General features: G+C 69.7%; 7 protein-coding genes. 2 read left to right on the forward strand and 5 right to left on the reverse strand.

The window, feature by feature from the left end; translation table 11 throughout:
- Positions 1-212: 212 nt before the first annotated feature.
- From ACNI3K_RS01160 to ACNI3K_RS01180, 5 genes are all read right to left on the reverse strand, one after another.
- Positions 213-3,407, reverse strand: coding sequence for a fibronectin type III domain-containing protein (locus ACNI3K_RS01160; RefSeq protein WP_419390027.1), 3,195 nt, complete (start codon positions 3,405-3,407; stop codon positions 213-215).
- 176 nt (positions 3,408-3,583) lie between these two features.
- Positions 3,584-5,179, reverse strand: a complete 1,596-nt coding sequence (locus tag ACNI3K_RS01165; protein WP_419390028.1) for a DUF7059 domain-containing protein — start codon at positions 5,177-5,179, stop codon at positions 3,584-3,586.
- 21 nt (positions 5,180-5,200) lie between these two features.
- The gene (locus tag ACNI3K_RS01170; protein ID WP_419390029.1) at positions 5,201-6,655 is read right to left on the reverse strand and encodes a M20/M25/M40 family metallo-hydrolase; all 1,455 of its coding nucleotides are present in this window, start codon (positions 6,653-6,655) and stop codon (positions 5,201-5,203) included.
- Positions 6,652-8,184, reverse strand: a complete 1,533-nt coding sequence (locus tag ACNI3K_RS01175; protein ID WP_419390030.1) for an MFS transporter — start codon at positions 8,182-8,184, stop codon at positions 6,652-6,654. Before ACNI3K_RS01175 ends, ACNI3K_RS01170 begins: the two co-directional genes overlap by 4 nt.
- A gap of 117 nt (positions 8,185-8,301) precedes the next feature.
- Positions 8,302-10,683: a sodium-translocating pyrophosphatase gene (locus ACNI3K_RS01180; protein WP_419390031.1), complete on the reverse strand. Its 2,382-nt coding sequence runs from the start codon at positions 10,681-10,683 to the stop codon at positions 8,302-8,304.
- A gap of 187 nt (positions 10,684-10,870) precedes the next feature.
- Here ACNI3K_RS01180 and ACNI3K_RS01185 point away from each other — a divergent pair, with 187 nt between their 5' ends.
- Both ACNI3K_RS01185 and ACNI3K_RS01190 read left to right on the forward strand, forming a co-directional pair.
- The gene (locus tag ACNI3K_RS01185; protein ID WP_419390032.1) at positions 10,871-11,431 is read left to right on the forward strand and encodes a sigma-70 family RNA polymerase sigma factor; all 561 of its coding nucleotides are present in this window, start codon (positions 10,871-10,873) and stop codon (positions 11,429-11,431) included.
- Positions 11,428-13,362 (forward strand): hypothetical protein, encoded by a 1,935-nt coding sequence (locus ACNI3K_RS01190; protein WP_419390033.1) that lies wholly within the window; start codon positions 11,428-11,430, stop codon positions 13,360-13,362. The genes ACNI3K_RS01185 and ACNI3K_RS01190 overlap by 4 nt, the downstream gene beginning before the upstream one ends.
- The last annotated feature ends 108 nt before the right edge of the window (positions 13,363-13,470 follow it).

Here is a 13,470-nt window from a genome sequence, read left to right on the forward strand (position 1 = left end):
TGACCCAAGACTGAGGGCACGAAAACGCACTCGTACGGGACTATGGGCCCGACTCAGCGGAATTGCCACGGCGCAGCCGTGAGAAATCCGACACTGAGCGCCCGCCAACGCGCCAAGGCGGGGGGGACGTGGGGCAACGCAGGACCACAACGCCTCGGGGACCGTGCCAGGTGCAAACCCTGACACGGCCCCCGAGCGGACGGTGGCGCTGATCAATCGATGACGGGGACGGCCTCTTCGTACCGGTAGACGAACGCCGCCATCGCGTCGCGCGTGGTGGACGCGAAGGGCCGGAACTCTACGCCGCCCTTCGCCTTCCATCCCGTGGTGATACCTGTGCTCTCAAGCCATGTGATCTCCGTGTAGAACTCAGTCTCGTCGCGCGCGATGTCCACGAACGGCGAGCTCTCCGGGTCCTCCCAGGCGGGCTCCTCAGCAAGCCGGTAGAGGAACGCAGCCATCGCGTCGCGCGTGATGGGCTCGAAGGGACGGAACTCGATACCCTCGTCCGTCTCCCAGCCCTCGGTGATGTCTTGCTGCGACAGCCACACGATCTCCTTGTAGAACTCCGTGGTGTCCGGAGTGATGTCCACGAACGGCGACTCGTCGGGCAAGGTCACCTCGGGCGAACCCGCGTAGCGGTAGAGGAACGCTGCCATGGCGTCGCGGGTGATGGCGCGGAACGGTCGGAACTCGGTGCCGTTCTCGGTCTCCCAGCCCTTGGTGATGCCCTGCTGACTAAGCCACATGATCTCCGTGTAGAACTCGGACGAGGCCGTGGTGACGTCGGTGAACTCCACGCGCACCCCAGCGACCGTCACGTCCACCGAGGCCGCGTCGCTAGTGACCGTCATGTCCTCGTCACCCATCTCCGAGGTGAACACCGCGCGGAACACGGCGCCGTCGTCGGCGGGTGCTGCATCGAAGGCGAGGGTGGTCGCGTTCGCGCCAGGCACGTCCGTCCAGGTCTCGCCGTCACGCCGCTGCCACTGCACCGTCGGCTCCGGCACGCCGTCAGCCGCTGCATCCATGGTGACTGCGTCGCCCTCGCCGACTGAGGCATCGGCCGGGTGTGCCGTGACCAATGGTGCCTTCCACCGCTCGGCCACGGCGATCGGCGCAGGGACACCGGAGGCCGAGGCCGCATAGACACGCTCGGAACTCGTGTCGACGGCCACTCCGGCGAGAGAGCGGCCGAAGCCGGCGTCGTCGAGCACAGCCACTGTGCCAGTCCCCAAGTCGACGACCGAGAGGCCACCATCATCCTCACCCGCTCCGGGGTGCGCGACATACAGCAGGCCAGCGGGCGCGTCGAGAGCCACCGCAGCGGCTCCCGCCCGCAGGGAGTATTCGCCCGCCGGCGCCATGTCCTCGAGGGTCGAGAACACCCGCACCGCAGGGTCGCCGTCGTACGACACGTAGAGACGGCCGGATGACGGATTGAGCGCCATGGGACCCACGCCGCCGTCGGTCACGGTCTGTCCCAGCAGGTCGCCGCTGTCGAGGTCGAGCGTGAGGATCACGCCGTAGGCACCCGCGTCGACTGCGACATACGCGAATGCGCGCCACGGGTCGTAAGCGACGCCGGTGATGCCCTCCTGGATCGGAGTGGGGTCAATCAGCGGTTCGCCCATGGACCACGGGTCCACCGAGTAGGCGGCCACCACGCCCTCAGCGAAGCCCACCAGCACGGCTCGCTCGTTGGCCCCGAACTGCATGTCGACGGGCATGTACGGCACCGCGAAGGACCGCAGCTCCGCGCCCGTCTCGACGTCGACCTCGACGATGCGGGGACCGTCGGCGGCATCGTCGGCGACGAATACGGTGCCGTGGTCCTCGTCGAAAGCGATGGGACCGGCGGCGGTCAGCCCGGCCTCGATGTCGCCGGCAACCACGTGCCCGAGCGGCGCGTCAGGACGCTGCGCGCCTGGCCCCTCGGTCTCGTCCTCGTAGGAGAACGTGCACACGCCGGGCCCCGGCGCGGCGACGCCGTCCTCCATCACGCACTTGGTGCCGTCGTCGTACTTGGTGATGCTGAAAGCGTCGAGCGTGTCCCCGATCTCCAGGGAAGTGGTGGACTCCGCGCCCTTGCGCGCGACCACGGACTCGTAGGTCAGAGTGTCGCCGTCGACGGTGATGCCCTGGAAGGTGGACGTGTGCCCGGCGCGCACCACCTGGGTGGCGCCGTTTGCCGTCCAGACGTTCGCGTCTTCGGGCTGCATCTCGTAGTACTTGGGTCCCGACACTGACACGGCGTAGACCGGTCCGGACGTCACGCCGTCGACGTCGGTCTGGTCGTCCACCATGTGGCCGCGGGCGTAGGTGTGGTCGTGGCCCATCAAGACCAGGTCGATGTTGTGGTTCTGGAAGACCGGCAGCCATGCACGGCGCACGTCCACCTCGTTGCGGCCCTCGGCCGTCGAGAACACGGGCTGGTGGAACACCGCGACGGCCCACTCGTTCGGATTGTTCTCGAGGATCTGGTCGAGCCACTGCGACTGCATGTCGAGCCACAGCTCCGCCGGGTTGGGGCAGTCCACCGTGCACGCGGGGAGGTCCTCCGGCGTGAAGAGGGCCGCGGCCTGGCTTCGGGAGGCGTTCAGCGAGATGAAGCGCACGCCCTGGTAGTCGGTGTAGTACGCCGTCTCTTCAAGCGCCGTCACCATCTGCTCCTCGTAGGCGCGCCGCTGGGCCTCGCCGGCCGAGTCGCCGTAGTCGCCGATGACCTGCGGGCCGTTCTCGGCATACTCGAAGGTCGCCTTCCAGTTCCGCAGAAAACTGTCGCCGCTGTACTCGTGGTTGCCGGGTGCCGCGATCACGTTGGTGGTCTGGCTGTGCCCATCCATCGCGCCGAACCACTCGTCCCACTCGGAGTCGTTGCCGGAGACGTTGATGAGGTCGCCAGCGTTGACGGTGCCGACCGCGTCCGGGAACCGCTCGTAGGCCTGGGCGACGACTGGGGACCATTCCTCGGCGACGTTGTTCTGCGCGTCACCGAAATAGATGAAGGTGAAGGGCTCGCCCGCTGCGTCCGCAGTGGTGAAGTTGTAGGTCGGGCTGGGTGCGGCCTCAGTGCCGACCCAGTACTCGTACTCCGTCGCAGGAGCGAGGCCGCCGACGGTAGCGGAGTGGTTCAGGTAGGCCTCGTCGAGCGGCACCACGGAGGAGGCGTCCTCGACGGTCCATTCCTCCGTGCCGACCTCGCGCAGATGCACCGCGCCGTCGGTCACCTCCGCGGGAACGCGCCACGTGAAGGACTGCGAGGTCGACGGGTCCTCGGGCGGGGTCAGCACGACCCTGGTTGGGGATTGGTCCTGATCCACCGCGACGCCGGGCACGGCGACGAGGGCGACGAGGGCCGTGGCGACGGCGATAACTGCCGAGGTACGAGCGGCGCGAGAGAGCACAGCGGGGCCTTTCCTGAGTGAGGGAGAACGTTTCACTAGGACGCTAGAGGTGCCGAATGACGGGCCCATGGCTGGCCGCTGACCGCCCGATGAACGGCAGGCGACCGATAGGCGACCAGCAGGCGACCAACAGACTGCGCAGGGTGCCGCACGCTCAACGACCTAGTGGAAACGACCTAGTGGAGCAGCAGGCCGTCCCGCACGAGGTCGCGCACCGCGGGCACCAGGCCGCGGATCATCTCGCCGGGCGCCACATCCAGCAGCGCCGCGAGTGCGTGGGCGATCTGCCCCACGGTCAGCTCACCGTCGCATGCCCCTACCAAGCCGGCGAGCGCGGTGTCGGCCTTGATCACGCGCCCGAACCCGCCGCCCTGGCGCAGCAGGATGTGCTCGGGATGGGCCTCGAGCGGCCGCCCATGAGTCTCCTTGGTGACGTCCGGCGCTACCGTGAACGCGGTGTCCAACAACGCAGCATCGGACACGGACGCCAGCCAATCGTGCGCCTCGAGCGCCGCCGTCAACGTAGGCCCGAGCGGCATCGCCAACGTCCCCTCGTGCTCCTCGAAGCGGCGCATGGTGGGCGCGCCGGACAGCGGCCGTCGCAGCACCACCAGCCCGAACCCGATCGCCTCGACACCGCCCTCGTCGAAGGCCCGCAGGTACGCCTCGTATGCGCTCGACCACAGCTCGGGATCGCGGTCGGCCGTCACGCCGGCGTCGCGCAGCCACGTCTCCGCGTATTCGGCCGCGTCCAGCGCGTCGCGCTGCACAATCCAGGCATCCAGCGGCGCGGGGGCGGCGTCCAGCCAGCGGCCGATGCGGTCACGCCAGTCCGCGCTCGCCTCACCCAGTCCAGCGCCCGCGCGAATCTCCCAGTTGCCCAGCAGCTGCGCGACGCCTCCGGGGGCGAGCACGGTCCCGACATCGCGGATCAGCGCCCCGGTCACCCCATCTCCCACCGCCCCGCCGTCGCGGTACTCGTACGTGGGCGCGCCGGGCGGGGTGATCACGAACGGCGGGTTGGACACCACCAGGTCGAACTCCTCGCCCGCGACCGGCTCCAGCATCGACCCCTCGCGCAGGTCCCACGCGCGGTGGGCCGCCGCGCCAGCGCCCACGCCGTGAACCCCGAGCGCCGCGGCGTTGACCGTCTCGTTGAACCGCGCGTATGCCAATGCCCGCGACGAGATATCGGTGCCCACCACCGCATCGGCGTGGAGGGAGGCGTGCATGGCCTGGATCCCGCAGCCGGTGCCCAGGTCGAGCACCCGGCGTCGCGGCGCGCGCATGGTCACCGACGCCAGCGTGTTCGACGCCCCGCCGACCCCTAGCACGTGGTCGCGCCCCACGGCCCGTGCGGTCACGGCCTCACCCTGGTCCGAGGCGATCCACCAGTCGACCTGTCCGTGCTCGGTGGTGGACGAGTACGGCTGCAGGTCCACCAGCGCGCGCACGGGGTCGTCGGGAGCCTCCCCGGCCGCCTCGATGAGGCCGATGCGCTCGGCACCCTGTGCGCTCAGCCGGCTCAGCGCGGCGTCGGCTTGGGCACGGGTGACATCGTCGCCGAGCATGAACAGCCGCGTCAGCACCGCCGCCGAGTCGGAGCTCGCGGCGCGTGCCGCCACCAGGGCCGGGGTCACCTGCTCGCGGTCAAGGGCGCGGAAGGCGCGGTCGCCCACGAGCTCGCTCACGCCGTCGACGGTCCACCCGTCGAGGTCAGCGCGGAGGGAGGCGGCCATGGGGGCATCGGCCGCGGGGGGACGGGTGGTCACGGGATCGAGGCTAGCCGGTGGCTACGAAGCAGCGGGATCCGACGGGCCCAGCGCGTCCCCGGTGAGCAGCGCGCGATAGAACGTCACCCCGGCGCCGAGCGCGGAGATCTCGACGCTCTCGTTCGGCCCGTGGATGGCCTCGCGCTGCGCCTTGTTCATGGCGAGCGGCGAGAATCGGTACACGGCAGGCGAGATGCGGGCCACGTGCCGAGCATCGGACGCCGCGAGCATGATGTACGGCACGGTCACCGCGTCCGGGTACGAGGCCGAGACGGCCGCTCCCAGCGCGCGCCACCTGGCATCGTCCCCGGTAGGGGACACGGGTGAGGGCTCGCTGGCCTCAAGGATCTCCAGGTCCACGCGTGGGTCGTCGATGGCCGCGCGCAAGTGCGCCACGGCCTCGTCGCAGGTGGACCCGACGGCCACCCGCACGTTGATGACGGCAGTCGCACGGGTCGCCAGTACGTTCTGCGCGGGGCTGCCCTCGAGCTGAGTGATCGCGGCCGTGGTGCGCACCATCGCCGCGAGCTCGGGTCCCAGCCTCGGCACGACCCGGCCCAGCAGCGAGCGCCGGCGACCTGCGCGCTTCAGGAGTGCCCGCATCGGCCGGGCGACGTGAGGCGCCACTCCTTCGAGCATCTCGATGGTCACGTCGTGCACCGCCGTGGGGAAGGGCTTGTCCTCGATCGCGACCAAGGCGTGCGCCAGGATGCCCGGCGCGGATTGGCGGGGAGGCGTCGAGGCGTGCCCGCCCAGGCTCTCGACCGCGAGCCGCAGCGTCATCATGCCCTTCTCCGAGGCGCCGATCACGGCCATCGGCCGCCGCAAAGTGGGGAACGCCTGGGTGGCGACCGCGCCGCCCTCGTCGAGCACCATCCACGGCTCGACGCCGCGCTCCTCGAGCAGCCGGACGGCCTCGACCGCGGCCGCGCCATGTGACTCCTCGTCGCCACCGAAGAACAGATACAGATCCCGCAGCGGCGACCAGCCGTCAGTGAGCAGCGACTCGAGAGCCTCGAGCGCCACCACCATCGCGCCCTTGTCGTCGAGCGTGCCGCGGCCGTGCACGCGACCGCCCGCGATCACGCCGTCGAACGGCGGGTGCTCCCAGCCCTCGGCGGCCCAATCGACCGGCACCGGCACCACGTCCTGGTGCGCCATGAGCAGCACCGGCCGCTCCGCGAACTGCCCCGGCACGCGCAGGAGCAGACCCGCACGACCCGTGGTCTCGACCTCCGCCGCGGCGAACACGCGCGGATAGAGCGCCTCGAGCTCCTCGCGGTACGCGGCGAAGAGGGCGGCATCGGACTTCGACAGCGGCCCCGGCGGAGGCGTCACGGTGGGGATGCGGACCAGGCGTGCCAGGTGCTCGGCGGCCCGCTGTGCCTGACGAACATCGGGTGCCTGCCCAGTGGGCGCGGCGGTCAGTGCGGCCGATGCGCGCTTCAGCATTCTCAACGGACGCCTCAGTCTCATCGCGGCTCCTCTTCCTTGCCGGGCCGATCATAGTCAGGAACCTCACTTGTGGGCCCTGGTATGGGGACGCCCCCGGCGGGCACACCCGCCTCGGCGACGAGCGCATCGGAACTAGACGCGAACGCAACCTTGGGCATGGCGAAGAGGAAGGCCATGGCGACCAGCGCCGTACCGCCGCAGATAGCCCACACGGTGATGTAGCCGGACATCGAACCGGCCGTGGAGGCTGCCCCTGTCGCGGTGACGGCGACTCCGGTGGACAGCGCGATCGCGAACGCGGCGGAGGCGAACGCGCCGCCGATGGTCTTGGTGGTGTTCGTGAGGCCTGCTGCGACGCCGGTGTGCTGCGGGGGCGCGGCCGATGCCGCGGCGGCCGGCAGCGCGGCGACGAGCGCCCCGGAGCCGAACCCGGCGACCACCATGCAGCTGAGCACCATCACGAACGTGTCGTGGAACGGGATCAGGGCCAGGTAGCCGGCTCCTACCAGCCCGGACGCGCCGATGAGCACCAGTCGCGGCGAGGTCATTGTGGAGATCTTGGCGAACACCCCGGCGCCCACGAGCAGCGACATCACATACGCACCGATGAGGTAGGAGGCGGTGGCCGAGCCGAGGCCGAGCCCATAGCCCACCTCGGCGGGATCGGTGCGCGCGAAGGTGGACAGCGGGCCCTGCGCACCCAGCACGCTCACGCCGAACAGCCCTGCGGTCACGACTACGGGCCACAGCGCGGGGCTCTTCAGCATGGTGATGTCGACCAGCGGGTGCTCGGTGCGCTGCTCGACCTTGATGAACACCCACAGCAGTGCGATGCCGATGAGCACCATGGCCACGACCCACACCGTGATGCCGTCCAGACGCACCAGGGACAGCCCGCCCATGATCGCCAGCAGCGCGATAGTCAGCACCGAGGTGCCGCGCGTATCGATGGTGCCGCCGCCGCGCTCGCCGGTGTCTGGAACCTTGGCGATCACTACGATAAGTGCGACCGAGACGAGCACTGCGGGCACGCACAGCGCGGCCCACAGAGGCAACAGCTCGCCCATCTGGCCACCTGCGAGCGCGCCGAAGATGGCACCCGCCTGCAGGGCCACGACGATGATGCCCGCGCCCTTGCGGGTGAGCGCGGCACCATCGGGCCTGTGACGCGCCCGCGAGAAGATGATCGCCACGTTCAGCGGCAGCCACACCACGTAGAACCCCTGCAGCGCCCACGCGGTCACGAACCATGGGAACGTGGGCGCGAACGCGATGCCGAAGCTCGCGATCATCGTGAGGATCAGGGACGCGATCAGCACCTTCCGGTGACCGACCATGTCCCCGAGCCGCGCGAGCACCGGCACCGCGATCGAGCTGAGCAGCAGTTGGGCGGCCTCAAACCAGTTGATGTCCGCGTCGTTGATCTCGAGATGGCGGGCGATGTCGGTGAACAGCGGCGTGTAGTAGCCCTGGAGCACGCCGGAGACACCCTCGACCACCACGAGCGCGCCCACCACCCCTCCGGCCAGCGCGGTGCGGGATCTCGTCATGAGGGCATGGTGCCATGCGCATGTGTCGCGGCCGTGTCGCGGGGCGCGTTCAGTGGCGCCAGTAGACCTGACGTGCCTCCTCCGAAGCGAAGGGCCGGATTCGTGAGCGTCACGTGCCTACTTTGAGGGGCGGTCGTCGGTCGTGGCGGTGGCGGCCGTGTCGCGATCCATGCCGGCCTGGGCCGAGTCCCCCGGCGACGGCTCGTGGTGGCCCTCGGAGGCCACCGCCCGGTCCGCGACCCCTTCGAGGTCGGAGGCGTGCGACCGGCGAGACGCGCCCGCCACGGCCACGATCGCGATCGCAGCCGCGAGGCCCGCGATGCCCCACCGCAGCCACGGATTGGCCTCGTCGCCGTAGCTGAGCATCACCACGGCCGGGGCGATCAGCAGCGCCACCAGGTTCATCACCTTGATGAGCGGGTTGATCGCAGGACCCGCCGTGTCCTTGAACGGGTCGCCGATGGTGTCGCCGATCACCGTCGCCTCGTGCGCCGGGGAGTTCTTGCCGCCGTGGTGGCCGTCCTCGACGATCTTCTTCGCGTTGTCCCACGAGCCGCCCGAGTTGGCGAGGAACACTGCCATGAGCACGCCGGTGCCGATCGCGCCCGCCAGGAATCCGGCAAGGGCGCCCACGCCTAGCCCGAAGCCCACGAAGACGGGGGCCATCGCGGCGAGCAACCCGGGGGTCGCGAGCTCGCGCAGGCTGTCGCGCGTGCAGATGTCCACCACGCGGCCGTACTGCGGCCGCACCTCGCCGGTCATGATGCCGGGGAACTCACGGAACTGGCGGCGAACCTCGTACACGATGGCGCCGGCCGCTCGCGTGACGGCGTCGATGGCCAGCCCGGAGAACAGGAACACGGTCGCCCCACCGATGATCACGCCCACCAGGGTCAGCGGGTTGATGACCTCGTACGAGAAGTCGTCCGCAGATGCGGCGGCCTGCGCCATCGCCTGGCTCACCGCATCGGAGTACGAGCCGAACAGCGCGGTCGCGGCAAGCACCGCCGTCGCGATCGCGATGCCCTTGGTGACGGCCTTGGTGGTGTTGCCCACGGCGTCGAGGTCGGTGAGGATCTGAGCCGCCTCGGCGTCGACCTCCCCAGACATCTCCGCGATGCCTTGCGCGTTGTCGGAGACAGGCCCGAAGGTGTCCATCGCGACGATGACCCCCACGGTCGTGAGCAGCCCGCACCCTGCCAGCGCCACCAGGAACAGAGCGAGGGTAATCACGCCGCCGGCGACGAAGTACAGGATCACCACCGCCCCCGCGATCACCGTCGCGGTGTAGACGGCGGACTCGAGACCCAGGCCGATGCCGGACAGCACCACGGTCGCCGCTCCCGTCCGTGAGGTCTCGGCCACGCGCATGGTGGGCTTGGACGCGGTGTCCGTGAAGTAGCCGGTGAGCCACAGGATCAGACCGGCGAGGCCGATCCCGACGAACACGGCGACCGTGGCCATGATCCGGGGGTCCCCCGTGGTGCCCTCGAGTGCGGCGGTGCCGATCTCGTCGAACGAATCCGGCAGGTAGGCGAACGCCGCGATGGCGGCAAGCACCGCGCCGATCGCGGCGGAGGTGTAGAAGCCGCGATTGATCGCTGCGAGGCCCGGCTCTCCCTTGCGGATCTTGGTGATGAAGACTCCGACGGCGGCCACGAAGGCGCCGATGGCGGTGACGATGAGCGGGAACACCAGGCCCTGCTCGCCCATCGCGGCCTTGCCGAGGATCAACGCGGCCACCAGCATGACGGCGTAGGACTCGAACAGGTCCGCGGCCATGCCGGCACAGTCGCCCACGTTGTCGCCCACGTTGTCCGCGATGGTCGCGGCGTTGCGGGGATCGTCCTCAGGTATGTGCTGCTCGACCTTGCCCACCAAGTCAGCCCCCACATCGGCCGCCTTGGTGAAGATGCCACCGCCCACCCGCATGAACATCGCGAGCAGCGCCGCCCCGAAGCCGAACCCCTCGAGGACCGCCGCCGCGTCGCCGCGGTACAGGAACACCACCGAGGCCGCGCCAAGGAGGCCGAGTCCCACCACGGACATGCCCACCGCGCCACCCGTGCGGAACGCGATGCGCGCGCCGGCGACGCGTCCATCTGGCTGAGTGGCGGCGTGCGCGACCCGCACGTTGGCCCGCACCGCGAGCCACATGCCCATGTAGCCGATGGTCGCCGAGAACCCGGCACCCAGCAGGAAGAAGATCGAACGCCCGATGCGCACGCCGGCATCGCCGGGAAGGAGGAACAGCAGCGCGAAGACCACCACCGCGAACAGCAGCAGGGTCCGGAACTGCCGGCTGAGGTACGCCGACGCGCCCTCTTGGATCGCGCCCGCGATGTCGCGCATCTTCTCGGAGCCGTCCGCGGATTTGAGCACCTGTTGGCGAAGGACGTACGAGAACACCAGGGCCGCGACCCCGATCAGCCCGATGATGGCGACGATGGTGAGGCTAGAACTTCCGACCTCGACGGCGGGGCTGACCACGTGATGCATTCGTCCTCCTTGACGAGAGCATTGCCGCAGCGACGACGGTGTCGCGCGGTCGATCGGTATTCGGGGAGTCTAGGGGACGATGGTGCGCGGGGCACGGTGTGACCCAACGATCCGCCCTAGTAGTGCGTCGATACTGCGACGGAACCAGATTTTGCCAAGGACGCATTCTCGAAGGACCGGAGGGGTCATGTCTCAGTGGCAGGACACGATGGAGCAGTTGGTGCGCAATCGCGAACGCGCACTGCTGTCCTATGCGTACCTCGTGTGCGGCAATCCCGTGCAGGCCCAGGACCTCGTCCAGGACGCGCTGGTGCGGACCTTCTCCAAGGAGCGCAAGGGCCTCACCTCCGTGAAGGCGGAGGCCTACGTGCGCCGCGCCATCACCACCATCTACGTCGACCAGTACCGCCGTCAGCAGCGCTGGCAGCGGGTCCAGCACCTGTTCCGTCCGGAGCGGCTTGCCCCCGACGAGCTCGGCCAGGTGGAGGCCGGCTCGGAGGTGGCCGATGCGCTGGCCACCCTCCCTCCTCGAGTGAGGGCGTGCGTGGTGCTCAGATTCTTCGACGACTTCACGGTTCCACAGGTCGCTCGGGCGCTCGGCATCGCCGAGGGCACCGTCAAGAGGTACCTCAGCGATGGGATGACGCAGATGCAGCTGGCGCTCGGCCCGCTGGAAGACGCGCAAGACGCCGACGCGGGCGAAACCGCAGTGGATTCGCACCGCATGCATGGAAGGAACGGGTCATGAAGCTGTCTGACGCACTGAGAGGCGCCGCAGACCGCGCGCCCATCGACCAGATGAGCGTCTCCGCGGCGGGCGCCGCGAGCAGGGTCAAGCGCGAGCGCGCGCTGCGCATGGGGGCAAACGGACTCGTGGGAGCCAGCGCTGCCGCCGTGATCGCCGTGGGGGCGATGGGCCCGCTGGGTGCCAGCATGTCCAGCCAGGACGCGATGAGCGCCCCGGCGATGGACGGAGGGGCCGAGTCCTACTCCGGCGCGGACGAGGAGATGAGCTCCTCAGAAGACTCCGCAGCGGAGGCCTCCCGGCCCGCCGAGCAGTGGATGTGCGGCACCGAGTTCGACCCCGCCGATGGCACCTGGTCCTGGGGCGACGATTCCGGCGTGACGTTCTCCGTCGGGCAGCCCGAGGTCGACGGCGAGCAGATTCTGCTGCCTCACTCCCTTGAGGCCTCCCGACCCGTCGAGCTGATCTCCAGCCCGGACTACGTGGTGACGTGGGACGGCATCGTCGTAGGCCGCATGGTGCAACCGCCGCCCATCGAGTACGGACCCGCGGACGAGCCGACGCTGCCCGAAAGCGGGGGTTTCGAACGGCTCGACCCCGCGACGGACTTCGCCACGCTCGAGCAGTCCACAGTTCTGGAGCCCGTCAACTGCTGGGACGGCGAGCCGCTGCCCGCCGCCGACTACGAGGTGCACCAGGCGTGGACGCTGGCCTATTGGGACGATGCGGTGGTTCCGTGGTCTTCGCCCTCTGAGCCTGGCGTGCCCTCGGGTTCGCCAGTGCCCGCAGAACCATCGGGCCCCGTCGAGCCGTCCGGGCCCGCCGTCGACCCGAGCCCCTCCCCGGGAACGGGTGTGGCGGAGGATTCGGCCGGAGAGGGCTCTGACAGCGCCGAGTCTCTACCCGCACCCCCGACGCCGGAGCTGTTCCGGGTGGCCGCAGAACCGGTGCCCTTGACGATCGACGGAGAGCGCGTCGACGACCCGTTCGCCGACTACCTGGGCGGCGACGGACCGGTCGAGCCGCTGCCGTCACCCGCACCCAGCGGTGGGCCCGCGCCCCTTCCCGACGGCTACCTGACTCCCGACATCGCGCGTCAGATGTTCGAGGCCGGGGTGACAAATGCGCCTGAAGGCGAGTGGGACATGGCTGCGGGAACGCAGCGATGGGTCAAGGTGGGCGACTCCGCATCAGGACAGGACGACTGGGCACGCCACTACTTCGGCTGCTCGTGGGACGCCGCCGAGGGGGCGACGTTCCCCGCCACGTCTGCCCAGATGTCTTTGTTGGACGTCGACGTCGACCTGCCGGCGCGGATCGACGTCTCCTACGGCTTCGTCGTGGACGGCAACCCGCTGGTCTCCTCGTCAGTGACCAACGCATCGGACTACACGATCCCGGGCTACTGGAGCGCCCAGCCCCAGCTGTTCCTGGTGCGGGACGGCCGGGTCGTGGCCGAGGCGTATCCCGTGAGCACGTCTCGGGACGGCATGTCGATAGCGATGGAGGCCGAGGAGAGCGGGATGGTGATCGCTCCCGAATACGGGCGTGGTCTCGAGCCGGGTCAGTCGGTGAGCGACGATTTCCTGTGGCGGGACGTCACGGGCTGCTACACCGAGTCCGGCCAGGCGGACGTGCGTGCCGGTGAGTACACCGTCCTCGCCATGCAGTCGGTGAGCGTTTCGAACATGCAGATCGCCTTCGAAGGGTCCGGAGTGGAGCCGCGGATCGCGCCCAGCGGCGAGCCGCTGATCGCCCCGACCCCCTGGAGCCTCGACGGCGGCGACGCGGCGCTATACGACTCGGAGCTGGGCGGTGACGAGCCCGCCATCGCCGTGCCCGAGCCCACCGCCACCTGGGGAGGCGAACAGATGGACTGGATCGAGCTGCAGGGCTGGACCTCTCTGGGCACGATCACGCTCTCGGCTTCCTGAGCCTCGCCGTAGCCCGACGGCAGGAATCGCCGATGCGGTGCCGGCAGTCCGGCGCCGCATCGGCGGGGTCAGAGGTGTTGACTTGCAGGCGAGCAGACCCGCCGACGG

Source organism: Demequina ureilytica, from assembly GCF_048553575.1.
Lineage (GTDB): Bacteria > Actinomycetota > Actinomycetes > Actinomycetales > Demequinaceae > Demequina.